We start from the raw sequence: 20,937 nt of genomic DNA, 5'->3' as shown, positions 1-20,937 counted from the left end.
TTGGAATGACGGCAGCCGCCGTCGCTCGCCGCCCGTGGCGTCGTATTCAAATCTACCACCCTCAAACCCCCTCTGCGGAGGGGGCTTTATGTGGAAGGCCTTTCCGGCTGTGGAAAAAAGAAGCCTTCGGTTCGCCGTTATCCCCAAATTTTCAATTCCCCATTCTCAATTCTCTAAAGGGCAAAGGTAGGAAAAATTACGCAGACCCCGCATTTCTTTGGCATACTACTTGCGAACTTGCCCCGTGAACAAAAAAATCCTTGAGAACGGAAAGAACATTTACGGAACCCATTTTGCTTATGAAAACATTTCGGCTGCTTCTGGCCGCCCTGCTGCTTGCGGGCGCCGCTTCGGCACAGCATCACCACCGCAAGGCCATGCGCGGCGACTATTCGCCTACGGTCTACCTCATTTCGCTGCACCAGACCGATACCGTTTACTATTCGCCGCAGGCCGTACAGCGTGCCGTGGCGATGAACAACCAGGCCGTGAACGACGCCACGCAGGACTACATCGACACCCATCGTCCGGGCTTCCAGCAGGTCGACAAGCCGCAGTTCCTCTTCGCCACGAAAAACAACCGCTTTTCGTTTGCCCTGGGCGGGTTCGTGCAGCTGCGGGCCGGATACGATTTCGAGGGCATCTCCGACAACCTCGACTTCATTCCCTACGACATCCCGACCGTCGGGAACTACAATACGCGGCAGCAGCTGCTGATGGATGCCTCGACCTCGCGCCTCTACCTGAAGGCCATCTCGAACACCTCGACGTTGGGGCGTGTGACGATCTTCCTGGATGCCGATTTCCGGGGCGGGGCGCCGGGCAGCTATACGCCTCGTCTGCGTTCGGCCTACATCTCGATGCTGGGCTTCACGCTGGGGCGCGACGTGACGACCTTCTGCGACCTCTCGGCCGCTCCCACGACCATCGACTTCCAGGGCCCGAACGCCTACAACTTCAATTTCGCCACGATGATCCGCTACGAGAAGAGCTTCGCCCGCGACAAGATGACCTTCGGGATCGCCGCCGAAATGCCCCACGTGAGCGGCACCTACAACGACAACTTCGCGCCGCTCCGCCAGCGAGTTCCCGACATCCCGGCCTACCTGCAGTTTGCCTGGGGCCCCAACCGCGAGAGTCATATCCGCGCTTCGGGCGTCATCCGCAACCTGTACCTGCACAACCTCCGCACGGGCAACGACACCTCGCTGCTGGGTTGGGGCGCCCAGTTCAGCGGTACGATCAAGGCGTGCCGGTGGATGCAGCTCTTCATGAACGGCGTCTACGGCGAGGGCATCACGCCCTACATCCAGGACCTCACGGGTTCGGGGCTCGACTTCACGCCCAACCCCGAGAATGCCGACCAGATCCAGACCATGCCGATGTGGGGGTGGCAGATGGCCGCACAGTTCAACCTCACGCCGCGGCTCTTCATTTCGGGCGGCTATTCGGAGGTCAACGTCGAGCAGGAGAACGGCTACTATGCCGCCGATGAGTACAAGAAGGGCCAGTATATCTTCGGCAACATCTTCTACGCGCTCAATTCCCGCTGCCGCATCGCCGCCGAGTACCTCTATGGCACGCGCAAGGACATGAACAACCTCGAAGGCCATGCCAACCGGGCCCAGGTGATGGTGCAGTACAACTTCTAAATAAAGCCCCTTTCGGACTCTCTTGGATGCGGTCCCCTGTGAAGGGGGCCGTTTTTTTATTATCTTTGCCGGCAGCAAACAAGCATTTCAGCACGGGGACCGGCGGTTTCCGGGCTGCGAACGACCCGAACGATACGATGGAAGAACTCAACGGACCGATTGCCGAGTGGCTCTCCGGCATCGGATGGAGCAAGGCCCATATCGACTGGACCACCAAGATCATCATCCTGGCGGGGATCGTCATTCTTTCGTGGGGAGCTGCGAAGCTTTTCCGGGGAGTGGTTGTCCCGGCGCTGCAGCGCCTCAGCCGGAGCACGAAGGCCACGTGGGACGATTACCTGTTCAGCGACCGCGTGATGCGGGCTGCGGCGCGGCTGATCCCGCCCCTGGTCTGGTACATGCTGCTGGCCGCGGCCTTCTACGACATGCCGCAGCTGCTGGACCTGCTCCGGAAGGTGTGCCTGATCTACCTGATCGTGGCGGTGCTGCTGCTGGTCAACGCCTTCCTGGACACGCTGCACGACATCTCCGCACAGCATGAAACCCTGCGCAACCGCCCGCTGAAGGGCATTTACCAAATGGTCAAGCTGCTGGCCTTCTGTGTGGGTGCGATCCTCATCGTGAGCATCCTGATCGGGCGCGATGCCACGGCGATTCTGGCGGGACTGGGCGCCTCGGCGGCGATCGTGATGCTGATCTTCCGGGACAGCATCCTGGGGCTGGTTGCCGGGGTGCAGCTCTCGGCCAACGACATGTTGCGGCCGGGGGATTGGATCACGATGGAGAAGTACGGCGCCGACGGCTACGTCACGGAGGTGACGCTGACGACGGTCAAGATCCAGAACTTCGACAAGACGATCACGACGATCCCGCCCTATGCGCTGGTGAGCGATTCGTTCCAGAACTGGCGCGGGATGCGCGAGAGCGGCGGGCGGCGGATCAAGCGCTCGCTGCCGATCGATGCCGCGACGGTGCGTTTCTGCACGGCGGAGGAGCTGGCCGTGCTGCACCGGAAGGGCCTTGCCTCCGAAGAGGCGGCTCCGGATGGGCAACCGGTTGTCAATCTGCATCTTTTCCGGGATTATGTCCGGCGATACTTGAAGCAGAATCCGGAGGTCCATCCCGAGATGATGCAGATGGTGCGGATGTTGCAGCCCACGTCGGAGGGGCTGCCCGTCGAGGTTTACTGTTTTTCGCGCTGTACGGAATGGGTGGCCTACGAGGCCCTGCAGGCGGCGATTTTCGATCACCTGCTGGCCGTGCTGCCGGAGTTCGGGTTGCGGGTCTTCCAGCGTCCCTCCGGAGCGGACCTTCTGCAAATGGAAAAATGGAGAATTGAGAGTTGAAAATTTGAGAAGACGGCGATTCGAAGGATTCGGACTTGCAACCCCCGGGACCTTCGAACCCCTGCGATGAATTTTTAAACCGGGACAACCAATAGCGTTTCTGGAAATGGACTTTCTGACACAATACAACCTGACGGGGATCGTAATCGGAATCGCCACCTTTCTGATTATCGGCCTCTTCCACCCGCTGGTCATCAAGGGCGAATACTACTTCGGCGTACGGATCTGGTGGGTGTTCCTCGGGATGGGCCTCGCGGCCGTCGCCGCATCGATTGCCGTGCGGCACCTCCTGTGGTCGACGCTGCTGGCCGTATGGGGCGCCTCGTCGCTGTGGAGCATCGGCGAGTTGTTCGAGCAGCGCAAACGGGTCGCCAAAGGGTGGTTCCCGAAAAATCCCGCCCGCAAATAACTCCATGTCTCCCCTCCCGCCCCTTCTGTCCGGCCCCTCTCCGAAAACCCGCTGCCATGAAACGCTGCCGCACCCGAATCCTGATTGCCCTGCTGCTCGTCGCCACGTGCTGCACCCCTGCGGGGACTCCCCGGCAGACCGGGTCTGCGCGTCCGGCCGGATGGTTCGGTCCGGGCCCCGTGCCGCCGCCCCAACGGATGCGGATGTGGTTCGGAGGCGACGTCATGCAGCATCTCCCCCAGATCGAGGCGGCCCGCAGCGGCGAAGGCTTCGATTATGGCCCTGTTTTTGCGGCACTGGCTCCGCGGATGCGGGCTGCCGATCTCGCGGTCGTAAACCTCGAAACCACGCTGACACGCCGGGAACGCTATACGGGCTATCCGCTGTTCCGTTCGCCGGTGGCGCTCGCCGACGCCCTGCGTGAGGCGGGGGTCGACGTCGCGGTGATGGCCAACAACCACTGCTGCGACGGCGGTGCCGAGGGGATCCGCACGAGCATCGAGGAGCTCGACCGCTGCGGGATCCGCCATACGGGTGTCTTTGCGGACAGTGCGGATTACCGGAGGAACCATCCGCTTTACCTCACCTGGTGCGGTCTGCGGCTGGCGCTGGTGAACTACACCTACGGCACCAACGGAATGCCCGTCCCGGAGGGGATGATCGTCAACCGGATCGACACCGTGCGGATGGCGGCCGACCTGGCCGCCGCACGGTCCGGAGGGGCCGATTTCATCGTCGCCTGCCTCCACTGGGGCAACGAGTACGAACGGCGGGCCAATGCCGCGCAGCGCAGTCTGGCGGTCTTCCTGCGGCGTCACGGCGTCGATGTGGTGGTCGGGAGCCATCCCCATGTGGTGCAGCCCTGGGAGGCGGATTCCGCGCACGTGGTGCTCTACTCGCTGGGCAACCTGGTCTCGAACCAGCGCCGACGCTACACCGACGGAGGGCTGGTCGCCGAGGTCGAGGCCGTACGCCACCCCGAGGGCCGGATGTCCTACGCCCTGGAGGTGACACCCGTGTGGGTGGCGCTGCCGCGCTACCGCATCCTGCCGCCCGAAGCGGCCGACACGATGGCGTTGCCGACGGCCTACGGCATATTCCGGGCCGATGTCGAGGCGTTGGCCGGGGGCGGTGACGCGCCGTATAGGAAAACCGAATAGCGGGATAAAAACTACCGATCGAAAAATTTTGGTAATTTGTGCGGGAAAAGTTTATCTTTGTAGTTAGAAACGGAAAAACAAACACACTTAAACATTAAGAGTATGGAAAAGAGCATCAAAGGTACGCGTACCGAACAGAATCTGCTGAAGGCGTTCGCCGGTGAGAGCCAGGCCCGGAGCCGCTACGTCTTCTTCGCCAGCAAGGCCAGGAAGGAGGGTTACGAACAGATTGCAGGTGTCTTTGCCGAGACGGCCGAGCAGGAGAAGGAGCACGCCGAGCGTTTCTTCAAGTTCCTCGAAGGCGGCGACGTGGAGATCACGGCCAGCTACCCCACCGGCCCGATCGGAACGACGGCCGAGAATCTGCTGGCTGCCGCAAAGGGTGAGAACGAGGAGTGGGACGTGCTCTATCGCGAATTCGCACAGGTAGCCGACGAGGAGGGCTTTGCCGAGATCGCCGCAGCGTTCCGCATGATCTCGATCGTCGAGGCCGAGCACGAGCGCCGCTATCTGAAACTGTTGAGCCGTCTGACGGACGGGAACTTCTTCAAGCGCGACGGCAAGATCTGGTGGCAGTGCCGCAACTGCGGTTTCGTCATCGAGGCCGAGGAGGCTCCGAAACTCTGCCCGGCGTGCAAGCATCCGCAGGCTTACTTCGAGCCCAAGAAGGAGAATTATTGATCCGCGATGCCGGCCCGTGGGCCGCAGCGTGCAAGAAGAACCCCGCTTCCGGAAAGGAGCGGGGTTTTCGTTGAACCGGGTGTGTTGGGAAGTGGTGTTTACTTCCGGTATGTTCTAAAAGAGCCGTGGTCAAAGATGCGTACGGAATCCAATGTAAAAGGACTTTTATCTAACCCTGTGAGCATGTCGGAGCACCATTTTGGTAAAGAGAAGCTATTCGTCTCTTTCCGGTTCGATTTTTTTAGCGAAAAAAAGAACTCTGCCGCATTGTAAGCGCCGTCTTCGTAAAACAAGGAAATGGTTTTGGCTTGGGGGTTCAACTTGGAATCCGTTGTCAAGCGATTCAACGGAGAACAGGTTATAAGTTCCAAGCCGGATTCTTTTATTTTATAAACAGCGTCTAAGTACATGACAAAAATTTGAATACATCAAATTTCGGGACATAAATTGGTCGAAAAAGCACGTTGGAGATTTCCTCCAAGCCGTACTTTACTAAAGATTTGGCTTTACGTCCATGTTTCAATGTCTTTATAGGCTTTACGTTTTCATCTTTATGTTCCCCAACGAGATACGCCCATACAAGAGCAATACAAACCATTGCCAGAAGTCTTGCAATCCGCTCTGTGTCGCGCAAATGCGTGTCTTCGATATTGAATCCGGAGGATTTCATAGCCCGGAATGCGGTCTCGATCTCCCATCGCCTTTTATAAGTGTCGACACCCTTTTCCGGGCGTTTGAAGCAGATGAGGATCTGAAGTTCAGGCACACCGTCGGAGTTCTTGATTCGGCTTCCGGCAAGATAAACGTACTCACCTTTGTGCAGGAAAAGCTTGTAATAAAATCTTTCCTGCCCCACTTTCAGGGAATTGAAGAGCCACCATGCACGGATTCTTTCCCCTGTGGAAGGCTTGACAAGCCAGAAATTCTGCCGGATCCGGATATAATATCGTATATGATTGCGGTTGAGCCAACCGATCCAATCCTTGCCGACAAACTCCCGGTCGGCAACAAGAGAGTCGATGCATTCGGAGCCGAACAGCCGGACAAATCGTTCAACGATTGCCTTGCGTTCCTTCCAATTGGAGTTCCCTTTCTTAGGCAGAAGGCTGAACATCAATGGGAATGCAATCCCCTTGTATGCCACGCCGAGCATGAGGATGTTGATGTTGAAATCACCGAACTTCCAGTTTGTACGGTCCATGCTCAGCACCAGCCCTGTCTTGACGGGAAGCAGAGAGTATATCATCTGCGCCACAAGGTCAAAGTTGAGGGCGTACTTGGCTATGAATCTTTGAATGCGGCGAAGGTTGGAGTCCCTTTCAACAGAGGTTGGCATTGCCGCCGCGAGTTTATGGAGGCTTACGGTCTGTACTACACACAGGGCATGGAGCATGAAAGCCATAAACTTTATGCGGGCCAGATTCATCGATTTCCCAAAATGTTCTTGCATCATCGGAAGGATTTGGTTAACTTTGCCCAAGTCCTTAAAGTCAGTTGTCTTCATACGAAAAAGCGGGCAAACTTTTCTTTAAAGATACTGATTCTTAGGGACTTTTGCAAATATAAACAACTAATAATTAGGCATATAACAACATAATTTATATTTTGTCATCTACTAAAAAACAGCGTAATGATTTCCTCCTTTGGTCTGTGCCCAATCGGAAACGAGTAATTCCCGGACACCGTCAAAGTCCACATCGAGGAGTTGAAAAGGGGTTACGTATCCAAGTTGATAGAGACCGCCACGCAGTTCTGTCTCGGGAGCCGGATAGTCAAAATAATAAACATCTCCGTTGCGATGCCCCTTGAAATTGTCGGAAAACGTGACTTCGTCCGTGTTGGAATTGTTGTATTTTTCGAAATTTACATATTGAAATGAAGTTCCGTTCTTGCTGTTCCGGAAATTCATTACGACATACCCCGTTTCGCTGTGGGGATCGAATGGCATCCAGCGAGCCGTCACCTCATAACCGCAGATGAGTTTATTATATTTGAAATAAACATTGATAAAGTCATCTGCTTGGATGCTGTCCGGCAACGGAATCTGATCAAGTCTGTCGATCCACTTCGTGTCGGCAGGGGTGGGGCTTAAATTAGTATTATGTAGTTTTTTTGAAATGTTTGTATTGTCTAGTTGAGTAGGATAATATTCGTCTATTATAAAAAAAGAAGAAAAACTGACAATAAAAGATATAATGAGGCTATGCATTACTCGTTACAAATTGTATAAATTGCATTTGTCTGATTTTGAATTAATTCAGATAAAGTCTGGATTGATTCTGCGATAGATATTAATAATCCTCTACGTATATATTCTCGCTCCATCTCTGCGTATAATATCTCTGCTTTCCTTGATAGTTCTATTAAATTGGAATTCATAGCAATAATTTGTGAGTTACACTCTTTTGTCATTAAATCATAATTGGTATTTATATTGATTAATGAGTTTATTTGATCTTTTAGATTCCTAATATAAGCTTCCTGTTCTATTGCTTTTATTTCCAGGAGAGAAATTTGTTCCTGTAATTCATTAATTTTATCCTGTTTTGTTCCATTACAAGAATATAACAAAAGGAGTAAACTCAATAATATGTTTTTCATGACATAATTTATTTTGAACATCCACTCATATAAGCTCGATATGATTTGATCGTACATTTTGCTCCGGACCGAAAATATAATATTATAATCCAACTGTCATCAGTGATTTGGGCAATCGTAAAACGACCGACATTGGATAATATACCATTAATTTCAATATATCCCGATGAATTAAGTTTTGTTTTGAGTTGCTCAAAATTATACGTCTCGAATAAATTATCACTAGTGTCTATGGCGATTTTATTTTGGATATAATCAATATATATAACAGAAGCCTTTGTTGTTTCTATTGAGTAAATTTCTTTTTCTGTTTCTAGATCATATAGAGTTGTCTTATATGAATTTGAATTGAATCGAAATTTATTTGGCAGTTCTGATGATTGCGCACTTAATAAATTTCCAATGTTAGAATATGTAGAATTATAATTCTGAATAGTAGGAGATGGTAATATTTTGAGATTATAGTTCCCGATAGCAATTTGTTGTGCTTTTAAACTATGTAAAGAAATAAACAAACTGCAAACTAATATTATTTGCCTCATATTATTGTTTTTTAGATGATTAGTGCTTCTACGTAATTATACTGATTATTGATGGAATCATTTAAATGTTAAATAAATTTCATGTGATCAAGTTTTTTCGCCCGTACCCCGGCGGTTAATAAAAAAGAAAAGCGTGGTACCGTCAACTTATCCTATCTAACGGGCTCTGGTAAACCTTGCAGTAAAATAAGCAACGATCCACGCCGATACATCGTAGGCGTGAAAAAACTCGTCGGCCTATTCTCCTGCTTGAAATTTACCAGACTTCGTTAGAGAGAATCAGTCAAACGCTTTCCTCTTGGAAAATATGTAGACAATCCTTTTGCGATTGCCGCCACAAATATACATCTTTTATTTGATCTCTTCATGGTTTTTGGCGAGATTTGAATCCTGGGAAAAAGACTTCTTTGGAAGAGGAACGTTAATATTCAAGCCACAGAACGGGAAAAATCCGGAAATTCTCCGTATCTTTGGCGGAAAACCGAAAAAAATCTCGCTGATAAGGATATGGCAGACGAAAAAATCATCTTCTCGATGGTCGGCGTAAGCAAGACCTTCCCCAACCAGAAACGGGTGCTGAACAACATCTACCTCTCGTTCTTCTACGGTGCCAAGATCGGTATCATCGGTCTGAACGGCGCGGGTAAGTCCACGCTCATGAAGATCATCGCCGGAATCGACAAGAACTATGAGGGCGAAGTGGTCTTCTCGCCCGGATATACGGTCGGATACCTCGAACAGGAACCCAAACTCGACGACTCGAAGACCGTGAAGGAGGTCGTCGAGGAGGGCTGCGCCGCAACGGTCGCCCTGCTGAAAGAGTACGAGGAGATCAACATGAAGCTGTGCGAGCCGATGGACGACGACACGATGGCCAAGCTGATCGAGCGTCAGGGCGAACTCTACGAGCAGATCGACCACGTCAACGGCTGGGAGCTGGACAGCGTGCTGGAACGCGCCATGGATGCCCTGCGCTGCCCCGATCCGGATCAGTCGGTGAAGGTCCTCTCGGGCGGTGAGCGCCGCCGCGTGGCGCTGTGCCGCCTGCTGCTGCAACAGCCCGACGTGCTGCTGCTCGACGAGCCCACGAACCACCTCGACGCCGAGTCGATCGACTGGCTCGAACAGCACCTCCAACAATACAAGGGTACGGTGATCGCCGTGACCCACGACCGCTACTTCCTGGACAACGTCGCCGGATGGATCCTCGAACTGGACCGCGGCGAGGGCATTCCGTGGAAGGGCAACTACTCGGGCTGGCTCGAACAGAAGACCACGCGCATGGCCATGGAGGAGAAGCAGGAGTCGAAACGCCGCAAGACCCTCGAACGCGAGTTGGAGTGGGTGCGCATGTCGCCCTCGGGGCGTCACGCCAAGTCGAAGGCGCGTCTGTCGGCCTACGACAAACTGATGAACGAGGATACGAAGCAGAAGGAGGAGAAGCTCGAAATCTTCATCCCGAACGGTCCGCGTCTGGGCGATGTGGTGATCGAGGCGCACGACGTTTCGAAGGCCTTCGGCGACCGCGTGCTCTACGAGCATCTGGAATTCTCGCTGCCGCCCGCGGGCATCGTGGGCGTGATCGGCCCGAACGGTACGGGCAAGACCACCCTCTTCCGCATGATCATGGGGCTTGACGAGCCGACGAGCGGTTCGTTCCGCGTGGGGCCGACCGTCAAGTTAGCCTACGTCGACCAGCAGCACAAGTCGATCGACCCCGAGAAGACGGTCTTCGAGGTGATTTCGGGCGGTACGGACCTCATCACGCTGGGCAACCGGCAGGTCAACGCCCGGGCCTACGTCGCGCGGTTCAACTTCTCGGGCGCCGATCAGGAGAAGAAGTGCGGCATGCTGTCGGGCGGCGAGCGCAACCGCCTGCATCTGGCCCTCGCGCTCAAAGAGGAGGGCAACGTCCTGCTGCTGGACGAGCCGACGAACGACATCGACGTCAACACGCTGCGGGCTTTGGAAGAGGGTCTGGAAAACTTCGCCGGATGCGCCGTGGTGATCTCGCACGACCGCTGGTTCCTGGACCGCATCGCCACGCACATCCTCTCGTTCGAGGGCGACTCGAAGGTGGTCTTCTACCAGGGCTCCTATTCGGAGTACGAGGCGTGGAAGAAGGCACAGGGCGGCGATACGGAACCCCACCGCGTGCGTTACAAGAAATTAATGGCTTGACAGAATGCGTATTGCAGCCTTTTTCCTGCTCTTCCTGGGGCTTTTTTCATGCGGGACGCCGGCAAACCGCCCGGTCGATGCATTTATCTGGGACCAACTCCGCGCCCACGAAGATCCGGATCGTGTGGAACCGGTCGGAACGTGCGAGGCCGACGAATTCCTCGCCGGGATGGAGCGGTTCCCCTGGCATGAGCAGGCGCGCGAGGCGCTGAAATTCAGGAAAAACTCCCCCACGCTGTCGGTGACGGATTTGAAGACCGACCGTTCGCTTTTCATTTCGGCCGCAGTCGACGACAACGACCGGTTGGGCTATTTCGTCGGATATGTATATCCCGCAGAAGCGGGAATGCGGGCACCGCGCCGCGTGAGCATATATGAGGTCGAACGAATGGATGCGATCCGCGAAATGGTCGTCGTTTTCTTCCGTCGCGACGAGGTTGCCTTGAAGCGCCTGCTCGGGGAGCACCCCAAATACATGGAAGCACGGGATCACGCAGGTTGGGAAAAATACCTGAAAACGAAACAAAAATTTATATAGTATGGCACAGAAACCCTCCATACCCAAAGGTACGCGCGACTTCTCCCCGATGGAGATGATGCGCCGGCAATATATCTTCGACACGGTGAAGCGGGTCTTCCGCACCTATGGCTTCGCGCCGCTGGAAACCCCCGCGATGGAGAACCTCTCGACGCTGTTAGGCAAGTACGGCGACGAGGGCGACAAACTCCTCTTCAAGATCCTCAATTCGGGTGATTACGCCTCGGGCCTCACGGACGACGAGGTGCGCCAAGCCTCGAAGATCTGCGAGAAGGGTCTTCGCTACGACCTGACGGTTCCGTTTGCCCGCTACGTCGTGCAGCACCAGGGCGAGCTGACCTTCCCCTTCAAGCGCTACCAGATCCAGCCCGTGTGGCGTGCCGACCGTCCGCAGAAGGGGCGTTACCGCGAATTCTACCAGTGCGACGTCGACGTGATCGGCACGCGCTCGCTGTTGTGCGAGGTCGAGCTGGTGGAGATCGTCGAGCGGGTCTTCCGGGCGCTGGGCATCCGCGTGGCACTGAAGATGAACAACCGCAAGATCCTCTTCGGGATCGCCGAGGCGATCGGCCATGCCGACAAGATGATGGAGATCACGGTGGCGATCGACAAGCTGGAAAAGATCGGGCTGGAGAACGTCAAGGCCGAACTGCTGGAGCGCGGTTTGTCGCAGGAGGCGGTCGACCGGCTTCAACCGATCCTTGAGCTGAACGGCGACAACCACCAAAAGATCAATCAGCTGCGCGAGGTGCTGTCGGCCTCGGAAACCGGACTGAAGGGCATCGAGGAGATGGAGATCGTCTTCGGGTACGTCGAACGGCTCGGGATCGACCTGCAGGTAGAGCTGGATCTCTCGCTGGCCCGCGGTCTGAACTACTATACCGGTGCGATCTTCGAGGTCAAGGCCCTCGATTTCGCCATCGGCTCGATCTGCGGCGGAGGACGTTACGACGACCTCACGGGCATCTTCGGAATGCCCAACCTGTCGGGTGTCGGCATCTCGTTCGGCGCCGACCGCATCTACGACGTGATGACCGGGCTCGACCTCTTCCCCGAGGAGGTCAACTGCACGACCCGCGTGCTGTTCACCAACCTCGGCGCCGCCGAGGAGGCGGCCGTGCTGCCGCTGCTTCGCCAGGTTCGCGGTGAGGGTATCTCCGCGGAGATCTACCCCGAGGCGGGCAAGATGAAGAAGCAGATGGAGTACGCCAACCGGCGCGGTATCCCCTATGTGGTGATCGTCGGCTCGCAGGAGCTGGAGGCCGGGGCCGCGACGGTCAAGGAGATGCGGACGGGCGAGCAACGGCAGGTGCCGTTCGGAGAGCTCGCCCGGGTGCTGGCATGACGCTTCGATTCAGGGCTCCGGCTTCGGGGCCCTTTTTATTAATATCCGGGGGATCCGCGCCCGGGTCTCTTCATATATAAAATGTATTGCCAATCATGCGAAAAGGTCTTATCGCTGTCATCACGCTCTTCGTGCTCCAGTTTCTGGCGGCCCGGGAGCCGATACGGGCACAGGAGCTGGAGAATGTGCAGCAGTTCCAGAAACTGGCCCGGGTCTACCGCTATCTGGACGGGCTCTATGTCGACGACGTGGAGATGAAACCCGTTGTCGAAGGGGCCATCCGGGGGATGCTCGAAGAACTGGACCCCCATTCGGCCTACCTCGATGCCGAGGAGATGAAGGGCGTCCGGGAGAGCTTCGAAGGGGAGTTCAGCGGAATCGGTGTGGAGTTCAATACGCTGCGTGATACGGTGATCGTCGTGAACACCATCGCCGGGGGCCCGGCCGAGCGGGTCGGCGTGAGGGCCAACGACCGCATCGTGCGTATCGACACGCTGCAGGCCGTGGGGATGTCGCGCACGGAGGTCCCCAAATACCTGCGCGGCAAGAGCGGCACGAAGGTCGAGATCGACGTCGTGCGCCACGGAACCCCGGGATTGCTGCACTTCGTGATCGTGCGCGACAAAATCCCGATCAATACCGTGGATGCCGCCTACCTGACCCCGGAGGGCATCGGATACATCAAGGTCAACCGCTTCGGCCACACCACGATGGAGGAGTTTTCGAAAGGGTATCGCGAATTGGGGCGTCCCGAGAAACTGATCCTCGACCTGCGCGGGAACGGCGGCGGGCTCTTGGAACAGGCCATCGAAATGGCGGGGTTCTTCCTGCCGCGCGGTGCGACGATCGTCTCCACCGAGGGGCGGGCCGTACCCTCCTCGTCGTTCCGTGCGCAGAGCAACGGTGAAGACCTCCGCGGCAAACTCGCGGTTCTGATCGATGAATCGTCGGCCTCGGCGTCGGAGATCGTGGCCGGGGCCATTCAGGACTGGGACCGGGGTGTCATCATCGGGCGCCCGAGCTTCGGGAAGGGGCTCGTGCAGCGGCAGATCGGGCTGCCCGACGGCTCGGCCGTGCGGATCACCGTGGCCCGCTACCACACCCCTTCGGGCCGGGTCATCCAGCGCCCCTATGAGAAGGGCAAGCGCCGCGAATACTACCTCGACCACCTGCGTCGTTATGACGATGCCGTGCGCGACTCGCTCGATGCCGGAGCTCCGGCCTTCCGCACGCTCCGCACCGGACGCACGGTCTACGGCGGAGGCGGTATCCGTCCCGACATCGTGGTCGAAGCCGATACGGCAGGCTATTCCGACTACTATGCCGAGTTGGTCCGGCGCGGCATCGTGGCCGAGTTCGTCAACGACTGGCTCGACCGTTCGCGCGACAGCCTCACCCGGCTCTACCCCGCTTTCGGGGAGTTCGACGCCGGGTTCGAGCCCGCGGACAGCGTGCTCGGGGCCCTCACGGAGCTGGGTACACGGCGTGGCGTGGCTTTCGACGAAAACGGGTTCGCCCGCTCGGAATCCATCGTGCGCACGCAGCTCAAGGCCCTGGCTGCCCAGCGCCTGTTCGGCACGGGAGCCTACTTCCAGGTGGTGAATCCCCGGCTGAGCACGGCCTACCGCCAGGCCGTGGAACTCCTCGAAGCCTGGGAACAACGGGGAAAACCGATCCTGGAGCCGAAAAAATAACCGGTATTTTTTGCATTTTGTAATTTTTTTTCGTATATTCGTCTATACGAATCCGACAGGTTGAAGCCCTCGGAGTTAACCCTAAAAAATAAGCCCCATGTCAACCCCAACCCAACCACGACGCGACAATGAGGATTATGGAGATCAGATCCTCTCTAAAGCCGTAAAAGCGGGACGTCGTACTTATTTCTTCGATGTCAGGGCTACACGCGGCGACGACTGGTTCCTGACCATCACCGAGAGCCGGAAGATTACGGCTCCCGATGGCTCGTCTTCTTACGACCGACACAAAATCTTTCTGTATAAGGAGGATTTTACGAAGTTCTCGGAAGGACTCGGTGAAGTCGTAGATTTCATTCGCCGCAGCAAGGGTATTCCCGAATCGGCGAAATGAGTTTCGTGAACTCATGGAACTGGGGCTGTCCGATGATTCCGGACGGCCCCTGTTTTTGTTGCCCGGCGCGAGGCACCCCTGTTTTTTGCAGCCCGGGCGGCCGGAGTATCCTTGCCTTTCTTGCCGCCCGGCGACCGGATCTCCGCTCTCCGCCGTCTCCGGAATCCCGGATTCCCGCCCGGCCGGACAGCCCCCGAACCGAACCGCAGAAACCGGACGCTCCGCCCTCCGCGTTTTTCTATCGCAATTCTCCGCTTCGAAACGTGTAATTATACGATTTTTTCGTATCTTTGCCTCCCGAAAAACCGGCCTGGAGGACCCCGGATGGATAAACCCCGGAAATCCCGACTCGATCACCGTCCGCTGCTCCCTCCGAACGGCCCCTAAACCGCATATTCAGAAATTATGGACTTTTCCCGCTACATCCTCCTTGCCCTGAAAGGCTGCGCCATGGGAATGGCTGACGTGGTCCCCGGCGTCTCGGGCGGTACGATCGCCTTCATCTCGGGTATCTACGAAGAACTCCTCGACTCGATCCGGAAGGTCGACACCACGGCCCTCAAACTGTTGCTGAAGGGGCGTTTCGCCGACTTCTGGCGCCACATCAACGGCAATTTCCTGCTGTCCGTCCTGGCCGGAATCGCCATCGCCATCTTCTCGCTGGCCCGGCTGATGACCTATCTGCTCACGAACCATCCGATCGCCATCTGGTCGTTCTTCTTCGGGCTGATCATCGCTTCGGCGGTCCTCGTCGCCCGGCAGGTCGGACACTGGAACTGGAAAACCCTGCTCTCCTTTGCGGTCGGAGCCGCAGTCGCCTGGTGGATCACCATCGCAACCCCGGCCGAAACCCCCAACGACTGGTGGTTCGTCATGCTGTCGGGCGCCATCGCCATCTGCGCCATGATCCTCCCGGGCATCTCCGGAGCCTTCATCCTGCTGCTCCTGGGCAAGTATCAGTACATCATGCAGGCCGTCGTGGATCTGAACATCCCCGTCATGGCGATCTTTGTCGTGGGGGTGGCGATCGGCATCATCTCCTTCTCGCACCTCCTGTCGTGGCTGCTCAAGCACTGGCACGACCTTACGGTGGCCCTGCTGATGGGTTTCATGGTCGGTTCGCTCAACAAGGTCTGGCCCTGGAAGGAGGTCGTCGAAACCTACGTCGACAGCCACGGAAAGGTCCAGCCGCTGGTCGAGAGCAACATCCTGCCGGGAACCTTCGAGACGCTCTACGACAAACCGGCCCTGCTGGCCGAAGCCGTAATCCTCTGCGTGGTGGGATTCCTGACCATCTACGGCATCGAAACCCTGGCCCATTTTATCGCATCCCGGAAAAAGAAGAATTGAACGATGAGAAGGTTCGGATTGATCGGCCGTCCGCTGGGCCATTCGGCCTCGGCGTCCTACTTCACGGAGAAGTTTTCGAAAGAGGGGATAAGCGATTGTGCTTATGCACTTTATGAACTTCCGGAGATCGGGGCGCTGACCGGATTGCTGGAGCAGTATCCGGACCTTTGCGGGCTGAACGTCACGATCCCCTACAAGCGGGAGGTGATCCCCTATCTGGATGCGGTGTCGCCCGAGGCGCAGGCCATCGGGGCGGTGAACTGCATCCGCCGCACGCCGGACGGAAGGCTGGAGGGTTTCAATACCGACATCATCGGGCTGCGCGAGGCGTTGAGCGAGCTGCTGGGCTTCGCCGAGCCGGGCGAGACGCTCATCCTCGGGACCGGCGGGGCTTCGCAGGCCGTGCAGTATGCGCTGGCCGAGCGCGGGATTCCCTTTGCGCTGGTTTCGCGCGACCCGGCGAAGGGAAACTATACCTATGATAATCTGCCGTGTGAGGTGGTGGAGCGCAGCCATCTGATTATCAACGCTTCGCCTGTGGGAACCTACCCCCATGTCACGGAGGCGCCGCGCATCCCCTACGCCTACCTCACGCCGGACCACTACCTGCTCGATCTGGTCTACAACCCGGAGGTGACGCTGTTCCTCGATTACGGCCGTCAGCGCGGGGCGCACGTGCTGAACGGGCGGACGATGTTCGTCGAACAGGCCGAAGCCTCGTGGCGTATCTGGAACGGTGAAGAATTGCTTTAGTTGATACGTAGCAACAGGTTGAAAAAACAAAGGCTTCGCCCCGTACAGGCGAAGCCTTTTGCATGTATGCCGATTCCCGCCCTGTGCTGCACACAGCGAGGGTCTCCGCATCTACGCCCTGCCGTGCGTTTATCTGTGTTGCAGCAGCGTGCGGGCCTTCTCCAGGTCCTCCGTCCGGACTACAACCTGGGCGGGCATCGTTCCGATCGGGTATATGGCCGACATGTATTCGTTGCGGATCGTCGACCAGATCCCGGCACTGTCGAGCATCGATTTCGCGATCTCGGCCTCCGTTATGGTGTTGTACTCCGCCAATACAACCATCGAGTCGTCTTGCATGATCTGTTTGGTTTTGGTTCGGTATATAAAGTTAAGCATTTTGTTGATAAAATACAAGTACCCGGCCGGGAAATCTCTGTAAATATCGCTATCTTTACCTCGCCAAAAAACGGAAAATCCCTGGAAAATGTCCCAATTCGTACATCTTCACGTACATACGCAATACTCGATCCTCGACGGGCAGGCCAGCATCCCCAACCTCGTGGATAAGGCCATCGCCGACGGCCAACCCGGCATCGCCGTGACCGATCACGGCAATATGTTCGGGATCAAGGAGTTTTACAACTACGTCAAGAAGGTCAAGGGCAAATTCAAGGAGAAGGCTGCCGCCTGCGAAGCCCGGCTGGCCGCCCTGCGCGACGGCTCGGAGGCCGTGGATGACCCCGCCGCCGAGATCGCCCGCTGCGAGAAGGAGCTGGAGGTGCTGCTCCGCAAGGCCGCCTTCAAGGCCATCATCGGCTGCGAGGTCTACGTCGCCCGCCGCACGCTCTACGACAAGGAGGGGAAGCCCGACCAGAGCGGTTACCACCTGATCCTGCTGGCCAAGAACCTCCAGGGCTACCACAACCTGATCAAGATCGTCTCGAAGGCCTGGACCGAGGGCTTCTACATGCGTCCGCGTACGGACCGCACCGAGATTGAGAAGTACCACGAGGGGCTGATCTGCTGCTCGGCCTGCCTGGCCGGGGAGGTGCCCCGCGCCATCACCGCCAACGACCTCGAAAAGGCCGAGGAGGCGATCCGCTGGTACAAGGACCTCTTCGGCGACGACTACTACCTCGAACTCCAGCTGCACAAGGCTACCGTCGAACGGGCCAACCACGAGGCCTACCCCATGCAGCTGCATGTCAACAAGCACCTTCGGGAACTGGCCGCGAAATACAACGTGCGGATGGTCTGCACGAATGACGTGCACTTCGTCGACGAGGACAATGCCGAGGCCCACGACCGCCTGATCTGTCTCTCGACAGGCAAGGACCTCGACGACCCGAAACGGATGCTCTACTCCAAGCAGGAGTGGCTCAAGACTACCGCCGAGATGGAGTCGATCTTCGGCGAGACGGACCCCGAGGCGATGGCCACGACCGTCGATATCTGCAACCAGATCGAAAACTACTCGATCGACCATGCGCCGATCATGCCCAACTTCCAGATCCCGAAGGAGTTCGGAACCGAGGAGGAGTATCGGCAGCGCTTTACCGAGGAGGACCTCTACAACGAATTCACGCGCGACGAGAACGGCAATGTCGTCATGTCCGAGGAGGAGGGGCGCAAGAAAATCGAGAAACTGGGCGGTTACGACAAGCTCTACCGCATCAAGTTCGAGGCCGACTACCTCGCCAAGCTCACCATGGAGGGCGCACACCGCCGCTACGGCGAGCATCTGACCGAAGAGCAGGAGGAGCGCCTGCGCTTCGAGCTCCACGTCATGAAGACCATGGGTTTCCCCGGCTACTTCCTCATCGTGCAGGACTTTATCCGCGCGGCCCGCGAGGAGCTGGACGTCTCGGTCGGCCCGGGGCGTGGTTCGGCGGCCGGGTCCGCCGTGGCCTACTGCCTCGGCATCACGCAGATCGACCCCATCGCCTACGACCTGCTGTTCGAGCGTTTCCTCAATCCCGACCGTATCTCGCTCCCCGATATAGACGTCGATTTCGACGACGACGGCCGCGGCCGCGTGTTGAACTGGGTGACCCAGAAGTACGGCAAGGAGAAGGTCGCACACATCATCACCTACGGCACGATGGCCACCAAACTCTCCATCAAGGATGTGGCCCGCGTGCAGAAACTCGTCCTCTCGGAGTCGGACCGTCTCTGCAAGCTGGTTCCCGACAAGACCCCCGAGGGCAAACCCGTGAAGAGCCTCGGGCAGGCCATCGAGCTGGTCCCCGAACTGAAGGCCGCCGAGCAGTCGGACAACCCCGTGCTGCGCGACACGATCTGCTACGCCAAGATGCTCGAGGGAAACGTCCGCAATACGGGCGTGCACGCCTGCGGTACGATCATCTGCCGCGACGACATCACCGACTGGGTCCCCGTCTCGACGGCCGACGACAAGGAGACCGGCGAGAAGATGCTCGTCACGCAGTACGAAGGCTCGGTAATCGAGGACACCGGGCTGATCAAGATGGACTTCCTCGGGTTGAAGACCCTCTCGATCATCAAGGATGCCGTGGAGAACATCCGCCAGACCAAGGGCGTGAAGATCGATATTGACGACTTCTCGATCATCAACGACCCCGCGACCTACAGGCTCTACAGCGAGGGCCGCACCGTCGGAACGTTCCAGTTCGAGTCCGCGGGCATGCAGAAGTACCTCCGCGAGCTCCAGCCCTCGACCTTCGAGGACCTCATTGCCATGAACGCCCTCTACCGCCCGGGCCCGATGGACTACATCCCGGACTTCATCGCCCGCAAGCACGGCCGCAGCCCCATCGTGTACGACATCCCGATCATGGAGAAGTACCTCAAGGACACCTACGGCATCACGGTCTACCAGGAGCAGGTCATGTTGCTGTCGCGTCTGCTGGCCAACTTCACCCGCGGTGAATCGGACACCCTGCGGAAGGCCATGGGCAAGAAACTCAAGGACAAGCTGGACCACCTGAAGCCCAAATTCATCGAGGGCGGCAAAAAGAACGGTCACGACGAAAAGGTCCTCGAAAAAATCTGGGCCGACTGGGAGAAGTTCGCCTCCTACGCCTTCAACAAGTCGCACGCCACGTGCTACTCCTGGGTGGCCTTCCAGACCGCCTACCTCAAGGCCAACTACCCCTCGGAGTACATGGCCGCGGTGCTGAGCCGAAACCTGACGAACATCGAACAGCTGACACTCTATATGAACGAGTGCAAGCGCATGGGAATCAGTGTTCTGGGGCCCGATATCAACGAGTCGATGCAGACCTTCTCGTCCAATATCGCCGGGGATGTGCGCTTCGGGCTCGCCGCCGTGAAGGGCGTCGGGGCCGCCGCCGTGGAGAGCATCATCGCCGAACGAAAGGCCCACGGACCGTTCAATGATATTTATGACTTCATCGAGCGCGTGAACTACTCGCTCGTCAACCGCAAGTGTCTCGAAAACCTCGCATACGCCGGGGCCTTCGATTCGATCTCCGATTTCGCCCGCTGCAAGTTCTTCGGGACCGACTCCCGCGATTCGAGCGGCGTCACCTTCATCGAGCAGCTGATGCGCTACGGACAGCGTTACCAGAACGAGCAGAACAATGCCCAGCAGAGCCTCTTCGGCGGGGAGGGGCATGTCGATATTCAGCGTCCGGTAATCCCGGCCTGCGCCGACTGGAGCCAGCTCGAAAAACTTACCCGCGAACGCGAAATGGTCGGGCTCTACCTCTCGGCCCACCCCCTGGACGACTACAAGATCATCATCGACCACATGTGCAAAACCCAACTCTCGGAACTCGAAAACCTCGAACCGCTCAAGGGTCAGGAGATTGCCGTGGCGGGAATGGTTGTCGGCGTGCAGAACCTCATGACCAAGACCGGAAAGCCGTGGGGCAAATTCAAACTCGAAGACTACAACGGTTCGCACGAATTCGCCCTCTTTGGCAAGGATTATGAGAATTTCCGCAAGTACCTCTTCGCCGACTACTTCCTCTTTATCCGCGGAAAGGTCCAGCCCCGGCCCTACAACGACCAGGAACTCGAATTCAAGATCCTCTCGATGGTCCAGCTGCAGGAGCTGCGCGATACGATGATCAGGGAGATCTCCGTCCAGCTGCCGATCGAGGAGGTGACCGAAACCCTGATCCGCGACTTTGCCGAACGGGTCCGCCGGGCAAAGGGAAACACGCTGCTGCGCGTGAATGTCGTGGACCGCGAGGCGAAGGTCTCCCTGGGACTCTTCTCCAAGAGCCACAAGGTGAGCCTCACGGCCGAACTGACCGACTATCTGGATGAAAACGAAATACACTATTCTATTGCATAACAACAA

Annotated in this window: 18 protein-coding genes; 13 read left to right on the top strand and 5 right to left on the bottom strand. The window is 57.1% G+C overall.

Features of this window, described 5'->3' with window-relative positions; all coding sequences use genetic code 11:
- Positions 1 to 299: 299 nt before the first annotated feature.
- The 5 genes from ABGT65_RS12595 (at position 300) to rbr (ending at position 5,248) form a co-directional block, all read left to right on the top strand.
- Positions 300 to 1,652: a DcaP family trimeric outer membrane transporter gene (locus ABGT65_RS12595; protein WP_346702642.1), complete on the top strand. Its 1,353-nt coding sequence runs from the start codon at positions 300 to 302 to the stop codon at positions 1,650 to 1,652.
- Positions 1,653 to 1,789: 137 nt separating this feature from the next.
- On the top strand, positions 1,790 to 2,998 hold the full coding sequence (locus ABGT65_RS12590) for a mechanosensitive ion channel family protein (protein WP_346702640.1): 1,209 nt from the start codon (positions 1,790 to 1,792) through the stop codon (positions 2,996 to 2,998).
- Between the two features lie 106 nt (positions 2,999 to 3,104).
- Positions 3,105 to 3,407: a DUF4491 family protein gene (locus ABGT65_RS12585; RefSeq protein WP_346702639.1), complete on the top strand. Its 303-nt coding sequence runs from the start codon at positions 3,105 to 3,107 to the stop codon at positions 3,405 to 3,407.
- Between the two features lie 56 nt (positions 3,408 to 3,463).
- Positions 3,464 to 4,567, top strand: a complete 1,104-nt coding sequence (locus ABGT65_RS12580) for a CapA family protein (RefSeq protein ID WP_346702638.1) — start codon at positions 3,464 to 3,466, stop codon at positions 4,565 to 4,567.
- 102 nt (positions 4,568 to 4,669) lie between these two features.
- Positions 4,670 to 5,248, top strand: a complete 579-nt coding sequence (gene rbr, locus ABGT65_RS12575; protein ID WP_346702636.1) for a rubrerythrin — start codon at positions 4,670 to 4,672, stop codon at positions 5,246 to 5,248.
- A gap of 400 nt (positions 5,249 to 5,648) precedes the next feature.
- Here the strand turns inward: rbr and ABGT65_RS12570 are convergent, their stop codons facing one another.
- The 4 genes from ABGT65_RS12570 to ABGT65_RS12555 all read right to left on the bottom strand — a co-directional run bounded on the left by ABGT65_RS12570 (position 5,649) and on the right by ABGT65_RS12555 (position 8,391).
- Positions 5,649 to 6,752: an IS4-like element ISBf13 family transposase gene (locus tag ABGT65_RS12570; RefSeq protein WP_032528339.1), complete on the bottom strand. Its 1,104-nt coding sequence runs from the start codon at positions 6,750 to 6,752 to the stop codon at positions 5,649 to 5,651.
- Between the two features lie 111 nt (positions 6,753 to 6,863).
- Positions 6,864 to 7,457, bottom strand: a complete 594-nt coding sequence (locus tag ABGT65_RS12565; protein ID WP_346702634.1) for a hypothetical protein — start codon at positions 7,455 to 7,457, stop codon at positions 6,864 to 6,866.
- A complete protein-coding gene (locus ABGT65_RS12560; RefSeq protein ID WP_346702632.1) occupies positions 7,457 to 7,849 on the bottom strand; it encodes a hypothetical protein in 393 nt (130 codons plus the stop codon). Before ABGT65_RS12560 ends, ABGT65_RS12565 begins: the two co-directional genes overlap by 1 nt.
- An 8-nt stretch (positions 7,850 to 7,857) precedes the next feature.
- Positions 7,858 to 8,391: a hypothetical protein gene (locus tag ABGT65_RS12555; protein WP_346702631.1), complete on the bottom strand. Its 534-nt coding sequence runs from the start codon at positions 8,389 to 8,391 to the stop codon at positions 7,858 to 7,860.
- Positions 8,392 to 8,898: 507 nt separating this feature from the next.
- Between ABGT65_RS12555 and ettA the strand changes: the two genes are divergently transcribed.
- The 7 genes from ettA to ABGT65_RS12520 all read left to right on the top strand — a co-directional run bounded on the left by ettA (position 8,899) and on the right by ABGT65_RS12520 (position 16,646).
- Positions 8,899 to 10,572 (top strand): energy-dependent translational throttle protein EttA, encoded by a 1,674-nt coding sequence (gene ettA, locus ABGT65_RS12550; protein WP_300255753.1) that lies wholly within the window; start codon positions 8,899 to 8,901, stop codon positions 10,570 to 10,572.
- A 4-nt stretch (positions 10,573 to 10,576) separates the two neighbouring features.
- Positions 10,577 to 11,110, top strand: a complete 534-nt coding sequence (locus tag ABGT65_RS12545; RefSeq protein ID WP_346702629.1) for a hypothetical protein — start codon at positions 10,577 to 10,579, stop codon at positions 11,108 to 11,110.
- Between the two features lies 1 nt (position 11,111).
- Positions 11,112 to 12,455 (top strand): histidine--tRNA ligase, encoded by a 1,344-nt coding sequence (gene hisS, locus ABGT65_RS12540; RefSeq protein ID WP_346702627.1) that lies wholly within the window; start codon positions 11,112 to 11,114, stop codon positions 12,453 to 12,455.
- Between the two features lie 95 nt (positions 12,456 to 12,550).
- The gene (locus ABGT65_RS12535; protein ID WP_346702625.1) at positions 12,551 to 14,149 is read left to right on the top strand and encodes a S41 family peptidase; all 1,599 of its coding nucleotides are present in this window, start codon (positions 12,551 to 12,553) and stop codon (positions 14,147 to 14,149) included.
- Between the two features lie 97 nt (positions 14,150 to 14,246).
- Complete coding sequence (locus ABGT65_RS12530; protein WP_346702624.1) at positions 14,247 to 14,543, top strand: DUF3276 family protein; 297 nt, start codon at positions 14,247 to 14,249, stop codon at positions 14,541 to 14,543.
- 405 nt (positions 14,544 to 14,948) lie between these two features.
- Positions 14,949 to 15,893: a DUF368 domain-containing protein gene (locus tag ABGT65_RS12525; RefSeq protein WP_346702622.1), complete on the top strand. Its 945-nt coding sequence runs from the start codon at positions 14,949 to 14,951 to the stop codon at positions 15,891 to 15,893.
- A 3-nt stretch (positions 15,894 to 15,896) separates the two neighbouring features.
- Positions 15,897 to 16,646: a shikimate dehydrogenase gene (locus ABGT65_RS12520; protein ID WP_346702620.1), complete on the top strand. Its 750-nt coding sequence runs from the start codon at positions 15,897 to 15,899 to the stop codon at positions 16,644 to 16,646.
- Positions 16,647 to 16,775: 129 nt separating this feature from the next.
- Here the strand turns inward: ABGT65_RS12520 and ABGT65_RS12515 are convergent, their stop codons facing one another.
- Complete coding sequence (locus ABGT65_RS12515) at positions 16,776 to 16,985, bottom strand: DUF2007 domain-containing protein (protein ID WP_346702618.1); 210 nt, start codon at positions 16,983 to 16,985, stop codon at positions 16,776 to 16,778.
- A gap of 127 nt (positions 16,986 to 17,112) precedes the next feature.
- Here ABGT65_RS12515 and dnaE point away from each other — a divergent pair, with 127 nt between their 5' ends.
- Complete coding sequence (gene dnaE, locus ABGT65_RS12510; RefSeq protein ID WP_346702616.1) at positions 17,113 to 20,931, top strand: DNA polymerase III subunit alpha; 3,819 nt, start codon at positions 17,113 to 17,115, stop codon at positions 20,929 to 20,931.
- Positions 20,932 to 20,937 lie beyond the last annotated feature (6 nt).

It is taken from the genome of uncultured Alistipes sp. (assembly GCF_963931675.1).
Lineage (GTDB): Bacteria > Bacteroidota > Bacteroidia > Bacteroidales > Rikenellaceae > Alistipes.
This window is presented reverse-complemented; position numbering and strand designations above follow the sequence as displayed.